This window comes from Kitasatospora sp. NPDC015120 (genome assembly GCF_043080305.1).
Lineage (GTDB): Bacteria > Actinomycetota > Actinomycetes > Streptomycetales > Streptomycetaceae > Kitasatospora.
In genome coordinates, this window is the sequence record NZ_JBIBVJ010000003.1 from 211,586 (window position 1) to 236,492 (window position 24,907).

At 76.3% G+C, this 24,907-nt stretch carries 18 protein-coding genes and 1 pseudogene; 4 read left to right on the forward strand and 15 right to left on the reverse strand.

Annotated elements, in window-relative coordinates; translation table 11 throughout:
- Positions 1-5: 5 nt before the first annotated feature.
- The 14 genes and pseudogenes from ACF1AK_RS09690 to ACF1AK_RS09755 all read right to left on the reverse strand — a co-directional run bounded on the left by ACF1AK_RS09690 (position 6) and on the right by ACF1AK_RS09755 (position 20,025).
- On the reverse strand, positions 6-767 hold the full coding sequence (locus ACF1AK_RS09690; protein ID WP_391498209.1) for an Asp/Glu racemase: 762 nt from the start codon (positions 765-767) through the stop codon (positions 6-8).
- A gap of 56 nt (positions 768-823) precedes the next feature.
- Positions 824-1,729, reverse strand: a complete 906-nt coding sequence (locus ACF1AK_RS09695) for a fumarylacetoacetate hydrolase family protein (RefSeq protein ID WP_391498210.1) — start codon at positions 1,727-1,729, stop codon at positions 824-826.
- Positions 1,730-1,745: 16 nt separating this feature from the next.
- Positions 1,746-2,870 carry a cupin domain-containing protein gene (locus ACF1AK_RS09700; protein WP_391498211.1) on the reverse strand — a complete coding sequence of 375 codons (1,125 nt, stop codon included), beginning with the start codon at positions 2,868-2,870 and terminating at the stop codon, positions 1,746-1,748.
- Complete coding sequence (locus tag ACF1AK_RS09705) at positions 2,867-3,871, reverse strand: carbon-nitrogen hydrolase family protein (protein ID WP_391498212.1); 1,005 nt, start codon at positions 3,869-3,871, stop codon at positions 2,867-2,869. The genes ACF1AK_RS09700 and ACF1AK_RS09705 overlap by 4 nt, the downstream gene beginning before the upstream one ends.
- On the reverse strand, positions 3,868-6,342 hold the full coding sequence (locus tag ACF1AK_RS09710; RefSeq protein WP_391498213.1) for an FAD-dependent monooxygenase: 2,475 nt from the start codon (positions 6,340-6,342) through the stop codon (positions 3,868-3,870). Before ACF1AK_RS09710 ends, ACF1AK_RS09705 begins: the two co-directional genes overlap by 4 nt.
- Positions 6,339-6,740: an acyl-CoA thioesterase gene (locus ACF1AK_RS09715; RefSeq protein WP_391498611.1), complete on the reverse strand. Its 402-nt coding sequence runs from the start codon at positions 6,738-6,740 to the stop codon at positions 6,339-6,341. Before ACF1AK_RS09715 ends, ACF1AK_RS09710 begins: the two co-directional genes overlap by 4 nt.
- Positions 6,741-6,803: 63 nt before the next feature.
- Positions 6,804-8,399 (reverse strand): annotated as a pseudogene (locus ACF1AK_RS09720) (AMP-binding protein); the annotation flags it as partial.
- A 139-nt stretch (positions 8,400-8,538) separates the two neighbouring features.
- Positions 8,539-9,957: a phytoene desaturase family protein gene (locus ACF1AK_RS09725; protein ID WP_391498214.1), complete on the reverse strand. Its 1,419-nt coding sequence runs from the start codon at positions 9,955-9,957 to the stop codon at positions 8,539-8,541.
- Between the two features lie 674 nt (positions 9,958-10,631).
- Positions 10,632-15,143 (reverse strand): SAV_2336 N-terminal domain-related protein, encoded by a 4,512-nt coding sequence (locus ACF1AK_RS09730; RefSeq protein ID WP_391498215.1) that lies wholly within the window; start codon positions 15,141-15,143, stop codon positions 10,632-10,634.
- A gap of 8 nt (positions 15,144-15,151) precedes the next feature.
- Complete coding sequence (locus tag ACF1AK_RS09735) at positions 15,152-16,207, reverse strand: AAA family ATPase (RefSeq protein WP_391498216.1); 1,056 nt, start codon at positions 16,205-16,207, stop codon at positions 15,152-15,154.
- 50 nt (positions 16,208-16,257) lie between these two features.
- Positions 16,258-17,745 carry a hypothetical protein gene (locus tag ACF1AK_RS09740; protein WP_391498217.1) on the reverse strand — a complete coding sequence of 496 codons (1,488 nt, stop codon included), beginning with the start codon at positions 17,743-17,745 and terminating at the stop codon, positions 16,258-16,260.
- Positions 17,742-18,635 (reverse strand): trypsin-like peptidase domain-containing protein, encoded by an 894-nt coding sequence (locus ACF1AK_RS09745; protein ID WP_391498218.1) that lies wholly within the window; start codon positions 18,633-18,635, stop codon positions 17,742-17,744. Before ACF1AK_RS09745 ends, ACF1AK_RS09740 begins: the two co-directional genes overlap by 4 nt.
- A 56-nt stretch (positions 18,636-18,691) precedes the next feature.
- Entirely contained in the window at positions 18,692-19,138 is a 447-nt protein-coding gene (locus tag ACF1AK_RS09750) for a CU044_2847 family protein (protein ID WP_391498219.1), read from the reverse strand.
- A gap of 113 nt (positions 19,139-19,251) precedes the next feature.
- A complete protein-coding gene (locus ACF1AK_RS09755) occupies positions 19,252-20,025 on the reverse strand; it encodes an alpha/beta hydrolase (protein ID WP_391498220.1) in 774 nt (257 codons plus the stop codon).
- Between the two features lie 201 nt (positions 20,026-20,226).
- Here ACF1AK_RS09755 and ACF1AK_RS09760 point away from each other — a divergent pair, with 201 nt between their 5' ends.
- On the forward strand, positions 20,227-21,039 hold the full coding sequence (locus ACF1AK_RS09760) for a hypothetical protein (protein ID WP_391498221.1): 813 nt from the start codon (positions 20,227-20,229) through the stop codon (positions 21,037-21,039).
- Between the two features lie 39 nt (positions 21,040-21,078).
- On the opposite strand, the gene ACF1AK_RS09765 is transcribed toward ACF1AK_RS09760, so the two are convergent.
- Entirely contained in the window at positions 21,079-21,453 is a 375-nt protein-coding gene (locus ACF1AK_RS09765) for a DUF6401 family natural product biosynthesis protein (RefSeq protein WP_391498222.1), read from the reverse strand.
- Between the two features lie 166 nt (positions 21,454-21,619).
- Between ACF1AK_RS09765 and ACF1AK_RS09770 the strand changes: the two genes are divergently transcribed.
- The 3 genes from ACF1AK_RS09770 (at position 21,620) to ACF1AK_RS09780 (ending at position 24,752) form a co-directional block, all read left to right on the forward strand.
- Positions 21,620-22,546, forward strand: coding sequence for an LLM class F420-dependent oxidoreductase (locus ACF1AK_RS09770; protein WP_391498223.1), 927 nt, complete (start codon positions 21,620-21,622; stop codon positions 22,544-22,546).
- A 205-nt stretch (positions 22,547-22,751) separates the two neighbouring features.
- On the forward strand, positions 22,752-23,441 hold the full coding sequence (locus ACF1AK_RS09775) for an AAA family ATPase (protein ID WP_391498224.1): 690 nt from the start codon (positions 22,752-22,754) through the stop codon (positions 23,439-23,441).
- A 306-nt stretch (positions 23,442-23,747) separates the two neighbouring features.
- Positions 23,748-24,752: a zinc metalloprotease gene (locus tag ACF1AK_RS09780; RefSeq protein ID WP_391498225.1), complete on the forward strand. Its 1,005-nt coding sequence runs from the start codon at positions 23,748-23,750 to the stop codon at positions 24,750-24,752.
- The last annotated feature ends 155 nt before the right edge of the window (positions 24,753-24,907 follow it).

The window sequence follows — 24,907 nt, forward strand, 5'->3', positions numbered from 1 at the left end:
TCCGGTCAGGCCTGCGCGAAGGCTCCGGAGAGCAGGTGGCCCGCGCCCGGGGCGTGGGCCGGCAGGCCGAGGGCGCGCAGCAGCTGGTGGGTGGTGCAGACCGCCGCGGAGACGACCGGCTTGCCGAGCCGCTGCTCGGCCTCCTCGATCACCGAGAGGGAGGGCAGTTGCACGCACGCCGACAGCACCACCGCGTCGGCCCGGGCGTGGTCGAGCCCGGCGGCGATCGCCGGGAGCTTCGCCGGGTCGTGGGCGGCGACGTCCAGGTTGTCGGCGATCTCCAGGGCGGTGTGGTCGACCACCTCGATGCCCTCGTGGCCCAGGTAGTCGACGACGGTGCGGGCCAGCGGCCGCAGGTAGGGGGTGACCAGGGCGACCCTGCGCGCGCCGAGCGCGTGCAGCCCGGCGACCAGGGCCCCGGCGCTGGTGACGACCGGCGCGGGCGCGCCGTTCTCCACGGTGCGCCGGTGCAGCCGTCGTTCGGCCTCCCGGTGGTACCCGGGGCCGGCGCTCATCACGGCGACCAGGCAGGCGTAGCCGAGCACGTCGACCCGGGCGTCGGCGAGTTCGGCGGCGCACCGGTCGGACTCGGCGTCCATGCCGCGCAGTTGCTCGGGCGTTACCCTGGTCATCCGCATCCGGCTGGAGTGGAAGGTGAACCGCTCGGGCGCGACCCGCTCGCGGGCCCGCAGCAGGGCGGGCACCTCGGTTTCCATGGTGACGTTGGAGCTGGGGACGATCTGGCCGATCCGGTAGGTGGTGGCCATGACGGGGACGGTCCTTCCGTGGTGAGGGGGCCTTCGGGGAGGGGGTCTCCGGGGCCTCAGCGGGCGTCGATCACCGGGTTGGCGAGGGTGCCGATGCCCTCGATGGTCGCCTCGACGAGGTCGCCGGGGCGGAGGAACTGCGGCGGCACCATCCCGGCACCGACGCCGGAGGGCGAGCCGGTGGCGATGACGTCGCCGGGCTCCAGGGTGACGCCGGAGGAGATGTCGGCGATCAGCCGGGCGATGCCGAACAGCATGTGGCGAGTGTTGGAGTCCTGCCGCAGTTCGCCGTTGACCCGCAGCGAGAGGTTCAGCCGCTGCGGGTCGGGGATCTCGTCGGCGGTGACCACGACCGGGCCGAAGGGTGCGTAGCTGTCCTGGCCCTTGGAGAAGAACCACTGGCCGGAGCGGCGCTGGTCGCGGGCGCTGACGTCGTTGACGATGCTGTAGCCGAAGACGTGCCGCCAGGCGTCGGCCTCGGCCACCCGGAAGGCCTCCGCGCCGATGACGACGGCGAGTTCGCACTCCCAGTCGAGCTGCTTCGTGAGGTCGGCGTTGTGCCGGATCGGCTGTCCGGGGCCGGTGACGGCGGTCGAGGGCTTGCTGAACAGCACGGGCCGGTCCGGCAGTTCGCGGTCGGTGTCCAGGGTGCGGTGCGACTCGGCGACGTGCTCGACGTAGTTGAGGCCGACCCCGACGATCTTGCCGGGGCGCAGCGGTGCGTGCAGCGTCACCTCGGTGAGGGCGGGCAGCGCCGCCGGGTTCCGCGCCGCCCGTTCCACCAGGTCGCGGGCGGTGGCCAGCGCCGGTCGCCCGGCGCGGATCAGGCCCAGCAGGTCGCCCGGCAGCCGGGTGCCGGCGGCCGCGGCGAGCGCGGTCAGGTCGGCGACGCGGTCCCCGGCGAGCAGGGCGCCGGGCCGCGGGTCGGCACGGCGGGGGGTGTGGAAGGTCAACAGGCGCATGGGTGGGGGCTCCTGGTCACGGGGTGGCGGCGGGCTGGTGCCCGTCGTGCTCCGGGTAGGCCTCCTCGCGGTACAGGCCGAGCGAGTGCATCACCGGGAAGTCGTTGAAGGAGAACAGGCAGGCGTCCTCGCCGGGATCGGTGTTCGCGTGCTCGTGCCAGGCCCAGGACGGCACGACGAAGATGTCGCCCTGCTGCCAGGCGAGGCGCTGCCCGGCGATCACCGAGACCCCGCGGCCCTTGGCGGCCGTGTAGACCACGGAGCCGGTGTGCCGGTGGGCGCGGGTGGCCTGGCCGGGGCGCAGCAGCTGGAGGTGGGCGCTCATGGTGGGCATCACCGGGCCGCCGGTGACCGGGTTGGTGTACTCCATGATCACCCCGTCGAAGGGCGATCCCGCGGTGGCCCGGGCGAGCCGGGTGAGCGCGTGGTGGCTGGGCTCCCAGGGCCAGCCGAGCAGCGGCGAGTGGGGGCGGGTCCACTTCTCGACGCCGTACGGCAGCAGGTTGCCGCCGTACGTCAGCAGTGAGGAGTTCACCACCTCGCCGGGCCGCTGGTACAGCTCCGGGTGGACCTCGTAGAAGTTGGCGTCGAGCATGTTGACCAGCGGGATGTCCAGGCCGTCCTGCCAGATCACCGGGGCCTCGTCGGACTCGTTGCCGTGCTCGTGCCAGGTGCCGTTGGGCGTGATGGCGAAGTCGCGCGGGCCGACCTTGAGCTTCTGGCCGTCGACGATCGTCCAGGCGCCGGTGCCCTCGTGGACGAAGCGCAGCGCGGAGGCCTGGTGGCGGTGCGCGGTCATCGCCTCGCCGGGGCCCATGATCTGCAGGCCGGTGTACAGCAGGCCGACGGCGGCGCTGAGTTCGCGGCGGCCGGGGTTGACCAGCATGACCACCCGGCGGCCGGCGTCGTCCGCCCTGACCAGCGGCAGCGCCTTGTGGACCAGCGGGCGCAGCTCGGCGTAGCGCCAGAGCACCGGCACCGACTTCGGCTGCGGGTACCAGGGCTCGATCTCGTTCGCCACGGTCCACAGCGCGCCCGCGTCGGCCTTCGCCAGTTCCTCGTAGTAGGCGGTGAGTTCCGGGTTCCCGGTGACCCGGGCCCGGCCGATCCGGTCGTCGTCGTGGTCCGGCGTGCCGTTCATTCCTGCTCCTTCGGGGAGTCCTGGTCGAGCATGAGCGGCCGCAGCGGGCGCTGGTCCACGTGCAGCCGGAAGACGTCGAAGCGGTTGTAGTGGCCGACGATGTCGTGCATCTGTTTGGGCCGGACGCAGCGGCCGAGGTCGATCTCGGCGTGGACGATGCCCTCCTCGTCGACCAGCGGCTCGGTCACCGGGCGTCCGTCGGGGCCGAAGATGCCCGACAGCGCGCTGCGCGGGCGGGCGAGTTGCTCGCGCAGCTGCCGGTCGTCGCCGGCGATGGCCTCGGCGATCTCGGGCGAGAGGGTGGAGCAGGAGACCACCGTGAAGACCTTGCCCTCGAAGCAGTGCGCGGCGGCGCGCAGCGCGATCGCCTCCGCCATGTCGTAGTCCTCGGGGGCGACCGGCAGGGCGATGTAGGCGGCGGCGTGGACGAGTTCGCCCTGGGCGAGGAGGGTGAAGCGGGCGAGCGGGTTGGTGTTCTCGCCGCAGGCGAGCGCGCCGAGCGGGCCGACGGCCGTGCGGTGGACGCGCAGCGTGCTGCCGTCGCCGGGCGTCCAGGTCAGCTTCTCGGCCCAGGTCGGCACCAGTTTGCGGTGCACGCTGAGCAGTTCGCCGTCGGCGTCGATGACCAGCAGGGTGTTGTACAGCACCCCGAGGCTGTGCGGGCCGCGTTCGTTGACACCGATCACCAGCACCACGCCGGCCCGGCGGGCGGCGGCGCGCAGGGTGTCGACGTGCGGGCCGGGTACGTCCACCGACGCGCGGTAGAGGCGCTCGTACCAGGGCGAGCCCTGCACCGGGTTCATCGTCCAGTTCCAGTACGGATAGCCGGGGACGAACACCTCGGGGAAGACCACCAGGGAGGCGCCCCGGCCGGCCGCCTCGTGGATCAGTGCGACCGCCTTGTCGACGGTGGCGGCGGTGTCCAGGTAGACGGGCGCGGCCTGGACGGCGGCGGCGGTGAAGCGGGGCAGGCGCAGCGCGGCGGCCACGGGCTCGGTCATCGCTCCTCCTCGGGGCGCCGGGCCGGGTCGGCGTGCTCGGCCGGGCCGGGGGGTGCGGGGCGCGCGGGGGGCGCGCTCGGGGCGGGACGCCAGCGGCGGTGCACCGGCGGGGCCGGCTCGCGCACGAGCCGCAGCCGTGGCGCCACCCGGTCCGCCCCCGGCCCCGGCGGCCGGCGGCTGCCCGCCGCCCACGGCCCGGGCCAGGGCGCCCCGGGGCCCGCGTAGCCCTGCTCGGCGGCGGCGTGCAGCGTCCACAGCGGGTCGTGCAGGTGGGCCCGGCCGACCGCGACCAGGTCCGCCCGCCCGGCCAGCAGCACCGAGTCGGCGTCGTCGTGGTGGGAGATCGCGCCGACCGCGACGGTCGGCAGGCCGGTGGCGGCGCGCACCAGTTCGGCGAACGGCGTCTGGTAGCCGCGCCCGTACGGCGGCCGCTGGTGCGCCACCACCTCGCCGGTGGAGACGTCCAGGGCGTCCGCCCCGCCGTCCGCGAGCGCGCGGCAGATCGCGACGGCCTCCGCCGCACCGGTGCCGCCGGGCGCCCAGTCGCTCGCCGAGATCCGCACCAGCAGCGGCCGCCCGGCCGGCCACACCGCGCGGACCGCCGCCAGCACCTCCAGCGGCAGCCGCAGCCGCTGCGCGAGCGGGCCGCCGTAGCCGTCGGTGCGCCGGTTGGTGAGCGGGGACAGGAAGCCCGAGAGCAGGTGGCCGTGGCCGAACTGCAGCTCCAGGGCGTCGAAGCCGGCCCGCGCCGCACGCTCCGCCGCCGCGGCGAAGTCCGCTGTCACGGCGGCGAGTTGGAAGGCATTGGCCTCGTGCGGCAGGGGAGAGGCGGCGTCCCACGGCAGCGGCGAGGCGGCCAGCACCGGCCAGCCCCCCTCGGTGAGGGGCGGCCCGGTGCCGTCCGGTCCCGGCACCGCCCGGGAGGCCCGGCGCCCGGCGTGGGTCAGCTGGATCCCCACGGGGGTGTCGCTCACCTCCCGGATGCCGGCGAGCAGGTCGCGCCAGGCCTGCTCCTGCCGGTCGTTCCACAGGCCCGGGCAGCGGTCGGTGGCCCGGCCCTCCGGGGTGACGGCGGTCATCCCGGCGATCACCAGCCCGGCGCCGCCGAGGGCGTGCGCGGTCAGCTGGGCCCGGTCGAAGGCGCTCGGCAGTGTGCCGGAGGCGGTGAAGGTGGCCAGCGGCGGCACCACCACCCGGTTGCGCAGCTCCAGGGCGCCCAGCTTCAGCGGGCGGAACATCGGCGGGGCGTCCCGGGCGTCCCGGGTACCGCGGCCGTCGTGGGTGCCGCGGGCGTCCGGCGCTCCCGAGACGGCCCGGTCCACCGCCGCGACGAACCCGGGATCCCGTGCCCGCAGGCTCCCGTAGGTGACCCGGCGGCTGCGGGTGAGCAGGTTGAACGCGAACTGGTCCGCCCCCTGCCCGGTGCGCCGCCCGATCGTCTCGAACCATTCCAGGCTCGCCTGCGCGGCCCGCTGGGCGGACTCCACCACCGGCCGCCGCTCCGCCTCGTACGCGGCCAGCGCCTCCTCCGGCGTGGGCTGTTCGCGCAGGCTCGCGGCGAGTGCCAGGGCGTCCTCCATCGCGAGTTTGGTGCCCGAGCCGATGGAGAAGTGGGCCGAGTGCGCCGCGTCGCCGAGCAGGACCACGTTCCGGTGCCGCCAGGCGGCGTTGCGCACGGTGGTGAACCGGATCCAGCGGGAGGCGTTGGGGATCAGCCGGTGTCCGTCCAGGTGCCCGGCGAGCAGCTCCGCGCACCGCCGGACGCTCACGGTGTCGCTCTCGCCGCGCGCGAACTCCCGGTCCGCCAGGGCCTCGAAGCCCGCCCGCCGCCAGGGCTCCTCGGCCAGCTCCACGATGAAGGTGGACCGCTCGGCGCTGTACGGGTAGGCGTGCACCTGCAGCACGCCGAAGTCGAAGCGCTCGACGATGAAGGTGAAGGCCTCGAAGACCTTGTCGGTGGCGAGCCACATGTAGCGGCTGCGCCGTTCGTCCAGCTCCGGGCGGAAGGCCTCCGGATACGCCGCCCTGGTGGCGGAGTTGATCCCGTCCGCCGCGACCACCAGGTCGTACTCCGCGGCGAGCCGCCCGACCGGCGGGGCGGGCGTGCGGTAGCGCACGTCCACCGCCAGCTCCGCGCAGCGGCGTTGCAGGATCGCGCGCAGCCGGTTGCGGTCCAGCGCCGCGAAGCCGTGCCCGCCGCAGGTGCGCACCTGGCCGGCGTAGCGGACGTCGATGTCGCTCCAGCGGGCGAACTCCGCGCTCATCGCGGCGAACACCCGCGGGTCGGCCCGGGCGATGCCGTCCAGCGTCTCGTCGGAGAAGACCACGCCGAAGCCGAACCCGTCGTCACGGCCGTCCCGTTCGAAGACGGTGATCTCCCGGCCGGGCGCCGTCTGCCGGGCCAGCGCGGCGAAGTAGAGCCCGCCTGGACCGGCGCCGATCACCGCGATGCGCCCGGCGCCGGCCGTCACCGGATCACCTCCGGCTCCTGGCGCCCGGCTGCGGCCAGCGCCTGGCGCACCCCGTCCGGCCACGGCTCGCTGCCCTCGGCGTGCGGCGCGGCGTGCACCACCGACATCCGCCCGCTGGCGGCCAGCCCGTGCGGCCCGTGCACCTCGAAGGCGTAGTGCAGCGAGGAGCCGCCGACGCGTTCGACCCGCAGCTCGGTGCGGACCACGTCGCCGAACCAGAGCCGTTCGCGGTAGTCCGCCTCGAAGTGCACCCGGGGGATCCGCCCGAACAGGCCGTCCAGCCCCAGCCGGCGCAGCAGCGTCGCCTCGGCGGCCTCGGCCCAGCGCTGGACGGCCGAGAAGTGGTAGTGCCCGGCCGCGTCGGTGTCCGACCACTCGACCCGGCGCTCGGTGGTCACACTGGCCGGCGCCCCGGTGGCCCCGGTGGCCCCGGTGGCCCCGGCGGTCCCGGCGGCCCCGGCGGCCGCGCGGCGGCGCAGCTCGGCGCGGGCCAGCTTCCCGGTGGCGGTGCGCGGCAGCGCGTCGGTGAACTCCACCACGCGCGGGTACTTGTACGGCGCGACGGTCCGCTTCACGTGCTCCTGGAGCGCCCGGACCGTCGCCGGTCCGCCCGCCACCCCGGCGCGCAGCACCACATACGCCTTGACGACGGTGCCGCGCCGCTCGTCCGGTGCCCCGACCACCGCGCAGTCGGCGACGTCCGGGTGCCCGGCGAGCACCTGCTCGACCTCGGGACCGGCGATGTTGTAGCCGGCCGAGACGATCATGTCGTCCGTGCGCGCCCGGTACCAGAAGTAGCCGTCGGCGTCGCGCGCACAGGTGTCCCCGGTGAGGTTCCAGCCGTCCCGGACGTACTCGCGCTGGCGCGGGTCGTTCAGGTAGCGGCAGCCGGTCGGGCCCTTGACGGCGAGCCGTCCGGGCTGCCCGTCGGGCACCGGCCGGCCCCGGTCGTCCAGTACCGCCGCCCGGTATCCGGGCACCGGCAGCCCGGTCGCACCGGGGCGGATGCCGGCGTCGGCGGCGGATATGAACACGTGCAGCAGCTCGGTCGCCCCGATGCCGTCGATCAGCCGCACCCCGGTGGCCGCCCGGAACGCCTCCCAGACGGTCGCCGGCAGGGGCTCGCCCGCCGACACGCAGCGCCGCACCCCCGCCAGCCGGTCGGCCAGTCCGGCGGCGAGGATCGCCCGGTAGGCCGTCGGCGCGGTGAACAGCACGCTCACCCCGTGCCGGCGGACCTGTTCGGCCAGCTGCTCGGGCGCGGCCTGTTCCAGCAGCAGGGCGGCGGCGCCGGCCCGCAGCGGGAAGACCACCAGCCCGCCGAGCCCGAAGGTGAAGGCGAGCGGCGGGGTGCCGCCGAACAGGTCCCCCGGGGTGGGGCGCAGCAGGTGGCGGGAGAAGGTGTCGGCGGTGGCGAGGACGTCCCGGTGGAAGTGCAGGGTCGCCTTGGGGCGGCCGGTGGTGCCGGAGGTGAAGGCGATCAGCGCCACGTCGTCGGCGGCCGTCGGTACGGCGGTGAACCCGGCGCCGCCGGTCAGGCCCCGCGGCCCGGCCCCGTCGTAGGGCACCACCGTCAGCCCGGGCGTCTCGGCCCGCTCCAGCTCTGCCAGGAACCGCCCGTCGCACAGCGCCACCACCGGCCGGGCGATCGCGCAGAGCGCGCTCAGCTCTCCCGCCCGCAGCAGCGGCATGGTGGTCACGGCCACCCCGCCCGCCTTCAGCACCCCGAGCCAACAGGCCACCAGCCACGGCGCGTTGGGGCCCCGCAGGAGCACCCGGTTCCCGGGCACCAGGCCGAGCCGTCCGGCCAGCAGCCGGGCCACCGCGTCCGCCCGTTCGCGCAGCTCGCCGTACGTCCACCGGCTGTCCGGCGTGACCAGGCACCGCCGGTCGGGCCCGTACCGCGCGATCGTCGCGTCGAGCAGCTCGTGTGCGCAGTTCAGCCGGTCCGGATATGCCAACTCCGGTAACTCGAAGAGGAGTTCGGGCCATTCGTCGAGTGGTGGGAGGTTGTCGCGACAGAACGTGTCCACGTGCGCAGAGGGAGAGAGCTCCATGGGCGGGCCACCTCATCGGGCGAGCGGGAGTGAGCCCAGTATCGCGCTTCGGTGACGCCAGTCAAGGGATCGATACACGCATTCGGCCCAGCCCGCCCCGGCCGCGCCCGCTCCGCCCCGGCGGGTCGGCCCCGGCGGGTCAGCCCCGCAGCCACCGCAGGGCCGCCTCGGCGGCGCGGGCACCGCACATGCCGTGGGCACCCGGGCCGGGCGGGGTGGCGGCGGAGCAGAGGTAGTGGCCGGGCAGGCCGGTGGCGTAGGGGTGGAGGGTGGGGCGCGGGCCGAGGAGGAGCCGGCCGGCGCTCTCGGCTCCGGTCATGATGTCGCCGCCGACGAGGTTGGCGTTGTCGGCGGCGAAGTCGGCGGGACGGCGTACGGCCAGGCCGACGATCCGCTCGCGGAAGCCGGGGGCGAAGCCCTCGATCCGGTCGGTGACCGCCCCGGTGGCGTCCCCGGTGTAGCCGTGCGGCACATGGGCGTAGCTCCACACCGGGTGGACGTCGCCGACGGAGCGCTGCGGGTCGGCCAGGTACTGCTGGCCGACCAGGACGAACGGCCGCCGCGGCATCCGCCCGGCGGCGACGGCGCGCTCGGCGGCCGCGATCTCGGCGAAGCCGCCGCCGAGGTGGACGGTGCCGGCGCGGCGGGCGGGTTCGGCCGTCCAGGGCACACCGCCCTCGACGGCGAAGTCGACCTTGAACGCGCCGGGTCCGTGCCGGAAGCGGCGGTAGGCGCGGGCGGTCCGGACCGGCAGCCGGTCGCCGAGGAGGTCGGCGACCGCGCCGGGGGCGAGGTCGTACAGGACGAGGTCGGCGGGCGGGATCCGGTCGGCCGAGCGGACCCGCACCCCGGTCTCGACGGTGCCGCCCAGCTCGGTGAGCAGCGCGACCAGCGCCCGGGTGATCGCCCCCGAACCGCCGACGGCCACCGCCCAGCCGTACCGGTGCCCGGCGGTCAGCAGCCCGAGCCCGATCGCCGCGCTCAGCGGCCGGTGCAGCGGCTGGAACGCGTGCGCCGCCGCCCCGCCGAACAGGGCCCGCGCCCGCTCGCCGCAGAACGCCCGGGCCAGGGCGGAGGCCGGGAGGAGCGCGGGCAGCCCGAACCGGGAGAGCAGCACCGGGTGGCGGGGGAGGCGCAGCAGCGGGCCCATGAGGTCGGGGGCGAGCCGGTCGTACCCCGCGACCGGCCGCTCGAACAGCTGCCGCCACCGCCGGCCGTCGACGCCGCCCAGCGCGTCGGCGGTGGCGGCGACCGACCGGTACAGGACCCCGGCCGTGCCGTCGTCCAGCGGGTGCGCGCAGTCGACCTCCGGCAGCCGGAACTCCAGTCCGAACCGCTCCAGCCCCAGACCGCGCAGGAACGGCGAGCCGACGGTCATCGGGTGGACGGCCGAGCAGTGGTCGTGCAGCAGCCCGGGCAGGATCGCCTCACCGCTGCGCGCCCCGCCGCCCGGCTCCTCGGCGGCCTCCAGCACGGTCACCCGCAACCCGGCCCGGGCCAGCCGGACGGCGGCGGCGAGCCCGTTGGGCCCACCGCCCACGACCACGGCGGTACTCATGGGCCCAGCATCCCGCACCGGCCCGCTCCCAGCGCTGCGGCAGCCCGCACCCGTCCGGCCCGCGGGCCCCGGCCGTGTTCTCCGCGCCGGCCGGCGCCGGGCGCCGTGCGGCCCCGCCCCGACGGCCGGCTCCACCAGCCGCCCCGGTGCGAACGCGGAGGTCTCCTCGGCCGACGGGCGCAGGTCCTCGCCGTCCGCGCCGGGCAGCTCCTCGGCCGTCGCCGCCGCCCACCGACGCCCGACCTCGGCGAGCCCGGCCTCCGGAAGCTCCGCCAGGGCGTCCCGCACCGGTCGGCCGAGCCGCATCACCCGTGGCCCGGTCGCCCAGGGGCCGTCCTCGTCCGCGGGCCCTCCCGGCCGGGCGGCGGTGTGGTCGGCCACACCGGCGCCCCGCCGGCCGGGCCGACCGCCCACTCCACCCGCCGCACGACGGCGATCAGCTGCCCCAGCACGACATCCGGGTCCACCCCTGGGCCCCGACCCCGTCGAACACCGCCCGCGCGCCCCCGACCAGCGGCCCGCCCTCGGCGGCCCGGACCGCGGCGAGGACGGTGCCGTCGTCGGCCGCGCGGACGTCGTCGGTCAGGACGCCCAGGGCCGGCGGTTCCTGTCCGCTCGCTGGTGGGTGCGGTGCGCGACCAGTGGACCAGTGGACCAGCGGCCACCGACATCGCTCAGCTGGTGGGCGCGGCGAGGTGTTCGCCGAGTTCACGGGCGTTGCCGTGGTACAGGTGGACGCCCTCGACCGGTGTGAAGCGCAGAGCCTCGCGGGTGCCCAGCCGGTCGCTCACCAGCTCCAGGACGCTCCTGGAGACGGTGAGTGCGGCGATCGGGCTGTACGGGGCCCGCGGTGCCGTCGCGAGCCTCCTCAGCAAGGCCCGGCGGCCGGGTGCCGGGGATTCGTGCGGGCCGGCGAAGACCGCCAGGCCGAGCGGGGGCCCGGTCCCGGCGGGGAGTCCGGACATGGCCCGCCACACCCGCACGATCACGCGCCCGACGGCCGCCGGCGGATCCCGCTCGTCGGTGAGGGTCACCTGGAGCGCGGTGTCGAGGTCGGTCACCGTGCCGTCGGCCTCGGAGCCGGCCACGAGGCCCACCAGGATCTCCGTCACGAGGAGCTTGGCGCTTCCGAGATCGGAACCCCGCAGATGGAAGACCAGGTGGACCGTCGTTCCGTCCGACGCGCCGTCGGCGATCCGGGACAGCCGGTCGTAGGCCGTGCGTTGGCTCCCGGTGACCTCCTCACCGGGCCGCCGGCCGTCGAGTTCCCGCCGGAGGCGCTCAAGGAACCGCGTCTCCTCCTCGTGGTCGCCGTCCCGGCGGAGGGCGGCGAGCGCGGCGTCCGCCACCGTGGCCAGGTCGTCGAAGCGGCGTACCCGGACCAGGAGCACCGTCAGCGCTGTCGCGAGGGCGGAGGCGGCGTAGCGGACCAGCGGGAGCAGGACGGGCCGCTCGGCGTCCAGCCAGGCGAGGACCTCCGCGGACGAGCGGAAGCGGTCGGTGGCCCCGTGGTCGAGGTGGTCGACGGCGGTCTCCACCGTGGAGCGGTAGTGCGTCAGCAGCTGTGCGAGGGCGTGGTCCCGGTCGTCGGCGTGGTCCTCGCACAGGCCGCTGGCGTAGAGGGTGAGCAGCGGGTGGACCGACCAGCGGCCCCAGGCCGAGCCGAAGCCGACGAGGTGGGTGTGGGCCAGCTTCCCCAGGAGGTCCTCGGCCGCCCGGGCGTCGAGGTCCGCGAGGCGGGCCGCCGCCTCCGTGGTCAGATCGGGATGGGGGAACACGGAGAGCAGCCGGAAGAGCCGCGCCTGATCGTCCGGGAGCCGCTGGTACGACACGTCGAAGGCCGTCCGCACGCTCAGCTCGTCGTGGCGGATCAGGTCGAGCCTCGGACCGGGATCGGTCAGCCGCTCGACCAGGGAGGCCACCGGGCGGGTGGGGGCGTCGGCCAGCAGGCCGGCGCAGAGGACCAGCGCCAGCGGCAGCCCGCCGCACAGCTCCGCCAGCGCCCTGGCCCGGTCGGGAGCCTCGGCGATCCGGGTGTCGTCGCCCAGGCGCTGCCGGAGGTGGTTCTCCAGGAGCCGGACCGAGGCGTCGGAGGACAGCACGCCGACGTCGAACAGCCGGGCGTCGAGCCGCAGGGCGTTCCGCGAGCTGACGAGGACGGTGACGGCGCCGTGGGACGGGATCAGCTTCACCGCGTCGGCGGCGCTCGTCGCGTTGTCGAGGACCATGAGGACGGGCCCGAACTCGTGGGCGGTCCAGGCCAGCACACGCTGGTGGAGGCGGAGCCGCTCGGCACGTCCGGCCGGGACGGCCTCCGGGGTGACACCGAGGGAGCGGAGCAGGAACTCCACGGCTCGCTCGGCGGTGAGCGCGTCACCGCTCCGGTTGCCCGCCAGGTCGAGGTACAGGACCCCGCCGGGATACCACCCGCGCTCCAGGGCCCGGCCCGCGGCCTGGAGGACGAGCTCCGTCTTCCCGACACCGGGAGGGCCGGAGACCACGGCCGTACGGTTGCCGCCGGTGCCCGGCCTGGCGGGCGTCAGGAAGCCGGTGAGCCGGTCGAGTTCCTCCTCGCGACCGGTGAACGCGCGGGACGCGGCCGGCAGCGGCGCCAGGGGGACGCGTCGCGACGGGGGGACGCTCACGATGCCGGCCGGGAGGAGGCCCCCCTCCCCGGCGGTCGCGTTCCGCGGCCCCGGCGCGGCGAGGGCCTCCGCCACGTCCGCGGCGAGGTTGCGGGCGGCCAGCTGGACCGGGACGGGCGGCAGCCGGCGGGCCAGTCGCCGCAGGGCCCGCTCCACCGCGGGGTCCGCCGCATCGTGCTCCGGGCCCAGCCACGTCCGCAGCTCGTCCACCACCTCGTCGGGGCCGAGCGCTCCGAGCCGGACGACCCGGGCTCCGGCCGGGGGCCGCCAGGCGGCGATGGATTCGGTCGTGACGACGACGCATCCCCGGCCGTACCGGGGGAGCGGCAACCCGCTGTCGCCCGCCCAGACCTCCCGGGGAACGCCGTCGAGGACGACGAGCCAGTCCTGATGCCGCGCCAGCTGCCGCCACAGCGGAGTGAGGGAGGATTCGTCGAACGGGGCGCCGGGCGGGGTGAGGGCCTGCCAGAGCCGGGACAGCCCCGTCCACAGCGTGGCGGGCCGGCGGGTGTCGATCCAGTGGACGAACGGATGCGACCCGCCGAACGCGCGGACGTACTCCTGGACGAGCCGTCGGCGTCCCGTCCCCCGGGCGCCGGTGAGGATCACCAGGTCGGGGCGGTGCGGCCCGGTCACCGCCCGGGTGGGGGAGAACGCCTCCGCCAGCTCGGCCAGTTCGCGGCGCCGGCCGATCATGGCCGGGGGATCGGGCGGGCTCAGGACGGGTGGCACCGGGACCAGCCGGTCGGTCCTGAGGACCGGTGCGGCCGTCGGGGCAGTGGGCGCCGCCGGGGCAGTGGGGGCCGCCGCGCCGTCCCGCGCCGACCGCTCCAGCACCGAGGCCAGTCGTGCGGCGTCCTCCGCGTGCCGGCCGCCGGCGCCCGCCAGGACCTCCACCGCGACCTCCGCGAAGACCCGGCTCCGCTCCGACAGCGCCTCCGGCGGCGCACCGTCCCCGCCGACCGTGGCCAGGGCGCGGAAGTCGAGCGTCCCGCCGAAGGTCGCGGCGACCCGGCCGGACACCTTGGCGAGGAGCGCCAGCACGTCCACCGACTCGGTACGGCTCAGCTCGGTGAGCAGCTCCGCCCGCACCCCGCTCCGGAAGGCATAGACCTGCTCGTCCGGATCCCCGGCGGCCGTGCCGGGCGGTTCGAGCAGGCCGGAGACGAACAGTTCCGCGAGGTCCGTCTGCCCGGACTCGGGGACGGCGGCCCGCTGGACCAGCCGCATCACCGGAAGGCTCAGCGGCGCCGCCGCCAGGTGGCAGGCGAGCCGGTAGGCCGCCGGGGAGCTGCCGGCCCGGAAGCGGGTGACGCGCTCGGCGGGCGTGGCCGGATCCTCGGCGGGGCCGGCCGGCCGCTGCGGGCGCGGTACGCCGTCGAGCGGGGCGGCCAGCATCGGCGTCCAGCCGCCGGAGCGGCCCGCGGTGAGCCGGGCCCACGGGGCGAGCCAGTCGGCGTCGACCTCCAGGACCGGCAGCCAGCGGACGCGGGCTCGTCCGGCGGCGCCCCGGGCGCCGCGCGGGATGCCGGGCAGCGCGGCCTCCGAACGGAACACCGGGACCGGCCGGCCGGTGGCGGAGGCGCGCGCCTCCACCGGGGCGGTGCGCAGCGCGGTGCGGTGCCACAGCCGCCGGGGCAGCACCTGCAGCGCCGCGGCCGGCCGGGTGGCGGCGGCGGAGGCCAGGAAGCGGGGCAGCTCCTCCCCGTACCAGGCCGGGCCGACGCCGTCGGTGAGGACGAGCAGGATCCGGCGGCCGGTCGGGTCCAGGAGCGGGCGGAACCAGCCGGACCGGGGGCCGGGGGGTACGGCCGGGGGGTGGCGGCGGAGCGGGGTGAGCGCGGGAACGTCCAGGTCGGTCCGCAGCGACCAGCGGCGGACGTCGGCGAAGGCGCCGTGCCGCTCCAGCAGGGTGCCCACCTCCTCGGCGAGCCGGTGCCAGACGGCCATCGTGGCGCCGGTGTCGACCAGCAGGTCGACCGAGAAGTACGGCTGCCGGGCGGGGCGCCAGGCCGGGAGCAGGATGCCCGTCTCGGCGGTGTTCTCGGCGGTCGTCTCCTCGTCGAGGGCCGCCCGCCCGGGGGCGTCGGCCGGCCGTCGCAGCGGGCGCAGCGCCCGGGCGAGGTCCAGTGCGCCGTCGAGCGCGCGGGGGCGGGTGACCCGGACGGTCCGCCCGCCGGGCGCGGCGGCGCTGCCCGGGCCGGGGGCACCGGCGGGGGAGTGCAGCGCGGCCCGGGGGCCGGGGGCCTCCGGCCGGCGGGCCGGCCAGGGCGGGAGGCCGGCCGCGGGCGAGGCCGCCGCCGTCTCCCCGGTGGCCGCGGGCCCGGGCCGGGCGTCGCCCTCGGGCTGCGGTGTCCCGGGCGGGGCGGGCCGCGGGCCCAGCCCGGAGAGCCGGGCGATCCACAGGACGGCCGCGAGGTCGCCGGCCGTCGGCGGCCCGCCGTCGCCCGGGGCGAGCAGGCCGCCGAGCGCCTCCCTCAGCGGATCCGCCGAGGAGTCCTGCACCGCCCCGCCCGGCGGCACCTCCGAGGACCGGTCCACCGGCCCGCTCAGCTCTCGTTGAGCGGGCGCAGCAGGACGTCGTGCAGGACGTCGTGGCCGCGCTCGCCGTCCACGAGGCCGCGTCCGGCCATCAGCAGGGCGTTGAGCAGCTGGTCGTTGGCCAGTTCCGCGCCCTCCTCCCGCCGGCGGCGGAGGAACTCGGCGATCAGCGCCCTGGTCGCCCCGGCGGCCGCCGCCTCCTCGCCCAGGTGGGCGGCGACCATCGCGGCGAGCCGCTCCGCGCCCGGCGGCTGGATCTCCAGCCGCAGGCAGCGCCGCAGCAGGGCGCTCGGGAACTCGCGCTCGCCGTTGCTGGTGAGCACGACCAGCGGGAACTGCGCGCAGCGCACGACCCCGCCGCGCACGACCGTCCTGCCGCCGTGGTCGGCGGTGCCGACGGTGTGGTCGCCGGGGCCGAGCCGCACCAGCTCCGGGATCTCGAACTCGCCCTCCTCGAAGACGTTCAGCAGGTCGTTGGGCAGGTCGAGGTCGCTCTTGTCGATCTCGTCGATCAGCAGCACCCGGGGTCTGCGCCAGGGCAGCAGCGCCGTGCCGAGCGGGCCCAGCCGCAGGAAGCCGCCGATGCCGGGTTCGCCGGCGTCCCGGTCGGCCGGGGGACGCGCGGCGGGTCGGCGGTCCGCCGCCTCCCGCCGCAGCCCGGCCTCGTGCAGCCGGCCGATCGCGTCGTAGCTGTACAGGCCGTCGCGCAGGGCGGACCGGCTGGTGACCGGCCAGCGCAGCACCGGGCCGAGGCCCAGTTCATGGGCGACGGCGTAGGCGAGTGTCGACTTGCCGACACCGGGCTTGCCGGTGATCAGCAGCGGACGGCGCAGGTGCAGGGCGAGGTTGACCAGCTGCACCTCCCGTTCGTCGGCCCGGTGGGCGGCGGCCTGCCGGGCCCGGCCGAGCCGACGGGCCGTCAGGGCCTCGGACTCCTGCGGGGGCAGCTCCTGCACCGCCTCGCCCGGCTCGCCGAAGGCGCGCCAGGCCGGGGCCTCGGGGAGCCGGGCGATCCCGTCGTGGGGGACGCCGGTGCCCCGGTAGATCCACCAGTCCTCGGCCATGTCCGCTCCTGTCTCGCTGCGTGCGGTCCCGGGCCCGCGGGGTGTGCCGGTCATCCGGCCATCCCCGGGAACGGGCTGTCCTGGTCCGGGTCCACGCAGTCCGGGTCCTCCCAGAGCAGCGTGACGTCGTGCCGCGGGTCCCCGGTGTGGGCGCGGAGCTTGCGGCGGTACCGGTGGACGGTGTCGGGCAGGTCGGCCAGGCGGGCCGGCCGGTGGTCGCGCAGGGCCTCGACGAGGACGTCCGCGTCACCGGCCACCCGCCGCCAGAGCAGGCCGGGCATGCCGTCGAGGTACATGGCGTCGTCCACGGCGTACCGCACGTCGGCGTGGAGCTGGTCGTACGGCACGTCGAGGCCCAGGCAGGCGAGGGCGGGGCGCGCGGCGAGCCAGTCCGGAAGGTCGGCGACGCGCGCCGGGTCGAGCGGGGGCCAGCCGATCCGGTCGAGCGGGTCGGCCCGGCCGTCCCCGGTCACCAGGCTGCCGAGCTGCTGCCACCGCGCGTGCCAGGCCTCGAAGTTGACGAAGGGATCGGTGTACCGCTCCAGCGAGCGGACCACCACCGGATGGTGCTGGCCGATCGGCCGCCCGGTGGCGCCGGAGGACCACAGCTCGGCCGCGTGGCCGAGCATCGACCGGGGGAGCAGGAACTCGATCCGCACGGCCTTGCCGCGGATCTCCCGCCTCAGCGCCGGCCAGTGGACCAGCGCGGCGGCGCCGGTGGCGGCCAGTTCGCTCCGGGTGAGCGAGGCGATGACCGGGAGGCGGTCGGCGCGCTCGAACGGGCCTCCGGCGATCGGCTGGCGGTAGTAGGAGAGCCGCAGACGGTACCGGGTGTCGCCCGCGTGCTCCGGGGTCTCCTCGTCCAGCCGGATCTGGATGATCAGCCGCACCCGGGCCGCGGCCGCGGGTGCCGGGCCGCCGAAGGCGTCCACGAAGCGCCGCAGCGCGGGCAGTTCGGCGTGCCGGGTGACGCGCGGGTCGGCGCCGAGCGCGCGGAGGAAGCCGGTGAGCGGGCCGAGGACGTCGGGGCCGCGCCGGTCGGCGAGACGGCCCAGGAGCGCGGGCAGGCTCTCCTCGCCGCTGAGGTCCCGCAGCCCGGCGGTGTTCCCGGGCACGTGGCGGTGGAGCCCGGGGAATGCCGGGAGGTGGAGCAACTCGGCCACCACTGAGAGGAGTTCGCCGGTGTGCGGTTCGGGGTCGCGGGTCAGCAGCAGCGTGGTGAGGTCCAGCCAGGGCAGGGCGGCGTCGTCCGGGGCCAGGGTGCGCAGCGCGTCGCACAGGGACTCCAGCGCGACCCGGGGATCGGTGCGGGCCGCGACGGCCTCGACCAGGTGGCGGACGTGGGTGCTCGGCCGGCCGTGCTCGGTGATGTCGGCGTCGATGCCGGGGGTCGCGGCCGATCGCCCCATGGCGGCGACGAGTTGTTGCCGGAAGTCGTGCCGTCGCATCCTGGGGCAGCCGAGGAGGACCTCGGTCAGCAGTCGGTCCGCCGCCCCGCTCCACGGTCTCGGGGGCGGCGTCGGCGCCGCTCCGCTCATCCGCTCTCCCGCTCGCCGACCGCCCGTCCCACCAGCCGGCGCAGACCGTCGAGCGCCCCGTCCTCCGGGGCCAGCCCGGCCAGCGCGGTGACCAGGGCCCGCAGGGCGACCCGGCCGTCGCGGAAGCTCCGGCAGCCCGCCACGACGGCGTGGAGGTGCAGGCGCCGGTCGGGCAGTTCGTCCGCCTCGAAGCCGTACGGCAGGCCGAGTTCCCGGCCCATCGCGTCCAGCAGCAGGAACCGGCCGTCGGAGCGTCGCAGCAGCCGGAAGGCCATCAGGGCGGCGACCAGTTCGTCGTCGCCCGGCGGCGGCGCGGGCGGGCCGGGCACCGCGGCCCGCGCCGTCCCGAGCAGGGCGTCCAGGACGGCGGCCGGGGTGAACCAGCCGCCGTGGTCCAGCTCGTAGGAGCGGCTGCCCTTGAGCACCCCGTGGACCAGCCCGTCCGCGCCGACGAGCATGCTGCCGCTGTGGCCGTCACGCACGCCGTCGCCGCTCACCCGGACGAAGTCGCCCGCGGGGCCGACGACCCGCAGGGCGAGGGTGTCCGGCCGGGCGGTGCCGAGGTCCGGGGTGTGGGTGGAGAAGCCGAGCGCCGTGAGCCGGGTGCCCGTCGCGAGCTCGCCGGTCCCCAGCGGGGCCACCGGGTGGCCGGTCCAGCCGGGAACCGGCAGCAGGGCGAGGTCGGGGAACGGGTGGAACGGCCCGCCGGTGCCCGTCTCCGGGAACAGCCGGAGGTCCTGGGCCGCGACGGGGTGCACGTCCGGGCCGTGCCGCAGGGTCACCGGGGCGGCCTTCTGCCGGGCCCCCGCGAGGACGTGCGCGGCGGTGACGGCCAGGCCGGGGGCGACCAGGAACCCGCAGCCGGCGAAGTCGCCGTCGGTCTCGACCATCACCGCACAGGACCGCAGGGGATCGGGGCCCGCACGGCCGGGCGCCGCCGTCGCGGTCACTCGGCGTCGGCCGCGCCCGGGAGCGGGGACGGCTGCGGTGCGTTCCGCCGGCGGCGCTCGGCGAGGTCCCAGGAGAGCCGGACGGTGAGTCCGGCCTCGCCGCCGGCCTCGGCGATGACGCCGAGCAACTGGCCGGACTTGACCGCCAGTTTGAGGCCGAACTCGACCTCGAAGGCGTCCGGCGAGCCCGCCGCGTCCTGGGCGATGCTCTCGGCCGCCCAGCGGCCCACCCCCTGGACGGTGGCCCGCACCTGGTCCAGCGTCAGGGCGACGGCCTCGCCCAGCTGCTCCGTCGCCCGGCGGGCCCCGCCGCCGAGCCGGGCATCGCCGAAGGGCTCCCGCTGGGGTGAACGTCCGTCCTGCTGCTGGAAGTTCACCTCTCCGACCACCTCGGCGCGAACGGTCGTGCCGTCCCCGAGGTCGATCGTCACGGTTTCGGTCACGGGCCCCGCCCCTTGGGAAAGTTCTGTTCCGACGGACCATCAGAATACCCGCCCCGCAGGGCCGGCGGGCCCGGCTCGGGGCGCTTCGCCGGAGGGCCCGGCCGCGGGCGGCTTCAGGCGTCGGTGGGCAGCGGGCGGGCCGGGGGGCGGGGTGGGGCGCTGCGGGGGTGGACGGGCAGCGGCAGGCCGAGGGAGGCGTCGGAGCCGGGCGGGAGGGCGAGCGCGGCGGCGGTCTCCGGCGGCAGGTCGCGCAGCCCGAGCAGGCCGCAGGCGAGCCGGGCGGTGGCCCGGTGCCAGTCGCCGATCCGCCGCATCAGGGTGTGGCCGGTCCCGGCGACGGTGTAGCCGCAGACCCGTGCCCCGGCGGCGCGGCCCCGGGCGGCGAAGGCGCGGGTGTCGGCGGGGGAGGTGACCCGGTCGAGGTCGCCGTGCAGCATCAGGACGTCACGCCCGGCCAGCTGCTCACACGGGTCCTCGGCCGGGCACCACGGGGCGAGCGCGACGACGCCGGTGACCGTGGGATGGCCGGCCGCCCGCAGCGCCGCCCGGCCGCCCATCGAGTGGCCGACCAGGACGGTCGGCACCGGGCCCAGCTCCTCGGCGAGGTCGTCGAGCGCGGCGAGGGCGTCGCGGGCGGCGTCGGCCCGCTCGCCGTTCCAGCCGCGGTGGCGGTAGCGGACGGTGCCGACCGCGATGTCCGCGCCCGCGGTCTCCCGGCGCAGCGCGCGCACGAAACCGGTCATCCGCAGACCCGGCAGGTTGAGCGGCCCGGGCCGGGAGAGGCTGTGCTCCTGTCCGCCGTGCAGGACCAGGACCGCGGCGCCCGGCCGCTGCGGCCGCCCGTGCCAGGCCAGTGCCCGGTGACCGCCCCTGCCGTTGTCGCCCAAGGTCCGCCCCGCTCCCGCCCGTCGTCCGTGTTCCCGGACCGCCACTGTACGCGGCGGGCACGCCGCGGGGGCAGCGGCGTTCACCCGTGGAGGCCAGTGCGGGGCGCCGGGGCGTGCGGGCGTCCGGGGACCCTGCTATCCACGAAGGGTGGGGGGTCGCCGCGCCGCTCCCGGCGCGGTGCCGCCGAGTGGAGGACTCCCGTGGCTCAGCAGCTCGCACTGTCCGTCGACTTCGGCTCCGGCTTCACCGAGGCCTGGTCGAAGGTCGCCAAGTTCATTCCGCAGTTCATCGCCTTCCTGGCGATCCTGGTCATCGGCTGGTTCGTCGCCAAGGCCATCGCCCGGATCCTCGACCGCGTGCTGCGCAGGGTCGGCTCCGAGCGGGTGGCCGAGCGGTCCGGGATCGCCCGGCACCTGGAGGGCTCGAAGTACGACCTGACGGGGATCGTCGCCAAGATCGTCTACTACGCGATCCTGCTGATGGCCCTCCAGCTGGCGTTCGGCGTCTTCGGCCCGAACCCGATCAGCGTGATGATCAACGGCATCGTCGCCTGGCTGCCGAAGGGCATCGTGGCGGTCGTCATCGTGGTCGTGGCGATGGCCATCGCCAACGCCGTGCGCGACATCGTGCGCAGCGCGCTGTCCGGCGCGGCGTACGGACGGACGGTGGCCACCATCGCCTGGGCGTTCATCGTCCTGCTGGGCGTGGTGGCGGCGCTGGGGCAGGCCGGGATCGCCACCGCGATCACCGGGCCGGTGCTGGTCGCGGTGCTGGCCTCGATCGCGGGCGTCCTGATCGTCGGCGTCGGCGGCGGTCTGATCATCCCGATGCGCCAGCGCTGGGAGCGCTGGCTGTCCAGCGCCGAGCAGGAGACCGCCAAGCTGCGCGGCAGTGCCTACCAGGCGGGACGCTCGGACGCGCTGACCAACCAGCCGGCCCGGCCGACCACCCCGGCCACCCCGCCGCCGGCCCCGGGCATCGACCCCGGCCGGCCGGGCGAGCAGCCGGGCTGAGCCGGTCACCGGCGGCCGCCCGGTCGCCGGTCGCCGGGCTCAGGCCGCGAGCAGGCCGTCCTGCCGGACCAGCCAGCAGATCGCGGTCAGCCGGTGCACCGCGTAGTCGTACCCGACCGGTTCGCGCCAGCCGATCTCGGCGAGCGCGTCGAGGAAGCCCAGCGCGTAGTCCGACAGCTCCTCGCGGTCCAGGGGCCGGGGCAGCAGCTCCGGCCCCTGCGCGTACAGCAGCTCGCGCAGCTCGGCGGCGTGCTGGTCGACCGCCGCGGTGAAGCCGGGCTCGAAGGCGAACTCGGCGAGCCGGGGCGTGAAGGCGGCGACGATCCCGGGCAGCGGACAGCCGGCCGGACGGTTGCGCGGGTCTGGGGAGTCGTCGGGGGAGCCCCGGTGCGACTCGTCGGGCGTGACGGGCATCCGTCCACGGTAGGCGAGCGCGGGCGCGGCTCCGGCCGCCCGGGGCGGTTGCGGACTGAGACCTTGGCCACGCCGCCGTCACCACCGCGCGGCCGGAGCGGAACCTCCGGTGCGGGTTCGGGGGATCCGCCGTGGGGGAGGGGCGGTCCGTACCAGAATGGCCGGTATGGATCTGCGTATCTTCACCGAACCCCAGCAGGGTGCGAGCTACGACACCCTCCTGCGGGTGGCCCGGACCACCGAGGAGCTCGGGGCCTTCAGCGCCTTCTTCCGCTCCGACCACTACCTCAGGATGGGCGGCGTCAGCGGCCTGCCCGGCCCGACCGACGCCTGGATCACCCTGGCCGGCCTGGCCCGCGAGACCAGCACCATCCGCCTCGGCACCCTGATGAGCGCCGCCACCTTCCGGCTGCCCGGCGTGCTCGCCATCCAGGTCGCCCAGGTCGACGCGATGAGCGGCGGCCGGGTCGAGTTCGGTCTCGGCGCCGGCTGGTACGAGCAGGAGCACGCCGCCTACGGCATCCCCTTCCCGAAGGAGAAGTTCGGGCGGCTGGAGGAGCAGCTGGAGATCATCACCGGGCTGTGGAGCACCGCGGTGGGCGAGACCTTCGACTTCGAGGGGGAGTACTACCGGCTGAGCGAGTCGCCGGCGCTGCCCAAGCCGGTGCAGGCGAAGATCCCGGTGCTGGTCGGCGGCAAGGGCCCGACCCGCACCCCGGCGCTGGCCGCCCGCTTCGCCGACGAGTTCAACCTGCCGTTCGTCTCCGTCGACGAGACCGCCGCCCAGTTCGGCCGGGTCCGCGAGGCCGTCGAGAAGGCCGGCCGCCGGGCCGGCGACCTGCTCTACTCCAACGCGCTGGTGGTCTGCGTCGGCCGGGACGACGCCGAGGTGGCCCGCCGGGCCGCGGTGATCGGCCGCGAGGTCGACGAGCTGAAGGCCAACGGCCTGGCCGGCACCCCGGACGAGGTGGTGGAGCGGATCGGCCGGTTCGCCGCCGTCGGCTCCCAGCGGATCTACCTCCAGGTCCTGGACCTGGAGGACCTCGACCACCTGGAGCTGATCGCCTCCCGGGTCGCCCCGCAGCTCGGCTGAGCGGTCCGGCCCCCGCGGCGCCGCGCCGGCCGGCCGCAGCGGTCCGCTGTCACGCTCCCGGGGCGGTTCTGTGACGCACCCGGGGCGTGGAGGGCTCGGCCCGGACCCGGTCTGACCACTAGTCTTTACTCTCTCTTGAAGGGGGAAGGCTCTTCGGGAGGCGGGTCCGGGAGAGCCCGGGCCGGCGGGGAGGCAGGGGGTTTCGATGGCGGACGTGCAGGTCTCCAGGACGGTCCTCGACCGGACGGTGCCGGCGCCCCGGGCCGGCTGTCCGGACGTCGCGGCGCCCGCCGGCGCCGCGCTGCGCCCGCGCGGGCTGCAGGACCTTCGCCGGGCCGGGCCCGGCCGGGTCCGGCCGGCCGCGCTGCACTATCCGGCGGACGACCTGCTGGTGGTCTCCGGACTGCCGGGCAGCGGGAAGAGCACCCTGATGCGCCGCTGCGTGAGCGCCCCGCTGGTCGACTCGCAGCTGGTCCGCGAGGAGTACGCGGCCCGGCTGCCGGCCTGGCTGCCGTACGCGGTCTACCGCCCGCTGGTGCGGATCGCGCACTACCGGCGGCTGCGGCGCGCCGTGCTGGCCGGCGGCCCGCTCGCCGTGCACGACTGCGGGGCGGTGCCGTACGTGCGCCAGTGGCTGGTCCGGATGGCCGAGCGGCAGGGGCGCCGGGTGCACCTGGTCCTGCTGGACGCCAGCGCCGAGGAGGCCCGCGACGGCCAGCGCGCCCGCGGTCAGGCCGTCTCCGCGTACGCCTTCGCCCGCCACCGGGAGGCGGCCCGGCGGCTGCGCCGGCGGCTGGCCGGGACGGGCAGCCCGCCCGCCGGATGTGCGTCGGCCGTGGTACTCGACCGGGCCGGTGCGCGTGCCCTGCGGGAGATCGTCTTCCTGGCGTCGTAGTCTCGGCGAGGCGGTTCGGGCACCCGGTTCATCCCGTTCGTCCTGTTCCGCCGGCCGCCGCACCGCTGCGCGGGGCAGACGGGGTGTCACGTTTCGGACAGGCCGGGGCCGGTACTGTGCGCAGGTGCGCGACGGGAAATGCTCCATGTGCGGCGAGGTCGGGCCGCTCAGACTTCCGGATTATGTCCGATTTGTCGTCAGGAGTTCCAGGCCGGAACGCATCTGACGCGTACACGCAACCCTGCGTAGCCTGTGGCACGGCGGCCCCCCTCAACCGCCGTCCCCCACCACACCCCAGGAGCGCAGATGCGTCGTTCCGTCCGTGTCCCCTCGCGTGCCACCCACAAGTTCCTCGGCGCCGCGGCCGTCGTCGCCGCCCTCGGCCTCACCCAGTTCGCGGCTCCCGCCGCGTCGACCGCCACCGGTGCGCCGGCCCCGTCCGCCGTCTGCGCCGGCGACGCCTCCCAGGACGCCGCGGCCCGCAAGCCCGCCGGCAACCCCGGCGCCCAGGAGCCCAACGCCGTCACCGAGAACCAGGCCCAGGCCATGGACGCGGACCTCCAGTCCCGGCTCAGCCAGCTGGCGCACTCCCCGCAGGGCGGCAACACCCTGGTTGCCCCCGGCACGCTGGCCGCCACCACGACCATCCCGGTGTACGTGCACGTCGTGCACTCCGGCACCACCGGCAAGCTGTCGGCCGCCACCATCGCCCGGCAGATCGACGTCCTCAATGCCGCCTACGGCGGCCAGGGCACGGGCAACACCGCGAGCCAGTTCCGCTTCCAGCTGGTCGCCACCGACTACACCGACAACGCCACCTGGTACAACGGCGTGGCCCCGGGCTCCAGCGCCGAGAAGGCGATGAAGACCCAGCTGCGCAAGGGCGGCGCCAACGCCCTCAACCTCTACAGCGCCAAACTCGGGCAGTCGCTGCTCGGCTGGGCGACCTTCCCGAGCTCCTACCGGTCCAACCCGACCGACGACGGCGTGGTGATCCTCGACGCCTCGTTCCCCGGCGGCTCGGCCGCCAACTACAACGAGGGCGACACCGCCACCCATGAGGTCGGCCACTGGCTCGGGCTCTACCACACCTTCCAGGGCGGCTGCAGCGGCCAGGGTGACTACGTCGCCGACACCCCGGCCGAGGCGAGCGCCGCCTACCAGTGCCCGGCGGGCCGGGACACCTGCACGTCCCCCGGTGCCGACCCGATCCACAACTTCATGGACTACACCTACGACTCCTGCATGACCCAGTTCACCCCCGGACAGGTCGCCCGGATGTCCAACTCCTGGGCCGCCTACCGCGCCTGACGCCCACCGGGCGGCGGTCCGGAATCCCGGCGGGGGGGGGGGGGGGGGGGCCCCCCCCCCCCCCCCCCCCCGGGGGGGGGGGGGGCGCCCCCCCGGGGGCGCGGGCCATTGGGGCCCAAAGTGCCCCCGTATGGATGGTTTTTGGGGCACGGGGC

Bases quoted from the DNA above. Each gene is read 5' to 3' on its own strand.
- ACF1AK_RS09745 (WP_391498218.1), bottom strand. From the start codon at position 18,635: ATGGTCGAGACCGACGGCGACTTCGCCGGCTGCGGGTTCCTGGTCGCC.
- ACF1AK_RS09775 (WP_391498224.1), top strand. From the start codon at position 22,752: ATGGCGGACGTGCAGGTCTCCAGGACGGTCCTCGACCGGACGGTGCCG.
- ACF1AK_RS09740 (WP_391498217.1), bottom strand. From the start codon at position 17,745: ATGAGCGGAGCGGCGCCGACGCCGCCCCCGAGACCGTGGAGCGGGGCG.
- ACF1AK_RS09690 (WP_391498209.1), bottom strand. From the start codon at position 767: ATGGCCACCACCTACCGGATCGGCCAGATCGTCCCCAGCTCCAACGTC.
- ACF1AK_RS09780 (WP_391498225.1), top strand. From the start codon at position 23,748: ATGCGTCGTTCCGTCCGTGTCCCCTCGCGTGCCACCCACAAGTTCCTC.
- ACF1AK_RS09725 (WP_391498214.1), bottom strand. From the start codon at position 9,957: ATGAGTACCGCCGTGGTCGTGGGCGGTGGGCCCAACGGGCTCGCCGCC.
- ACF1AK_RS09735 (WP_391498216.1), bottom strand. From the start codon at position 16,207: ATGGCCGAGGACTGGTGGATCTACCGGGGCACCGGCGTCCCCCACGAC.
- ACF1AK_RS09770 (WP_391498223.1), top strand. From the start codon at position 21,620: ATGGATCTGCGTATCTTCACCGAACCCCAGCAGGGTGCGAGCTACGAC.
- ACF1AK_RS09695 (WP_391498210.1), bottom strand. From the start codon at position 1,729: ATGCGCCTGTTGACCTTCCACACCCCCCGCCGTGCCGACCCGCGGCCC.
- ACF1AK_RS09705 (WP_391498212.1), bottom strand. From the start codon at position 3,871: ATGACCGAGCCCGTGGCCGCCGCGCTGCGCCTGCCCCGCTTCACCGCC.
- ACF1AK_RS09700 (WP_391498211.1), bottom strand. From the start codon at position 2,870: ATGAACGGCACGCCGGACCACGACGACGACCGGATCGGCCGGGCCCGG.
- ACF1AK_RS09765 (WP_391498222.1), bottom strand. From the start codon at position 21,453: ATGCCCGTCACGCCCGACGAGTCGCACCGGGGCTCCCCCGACGACTCC.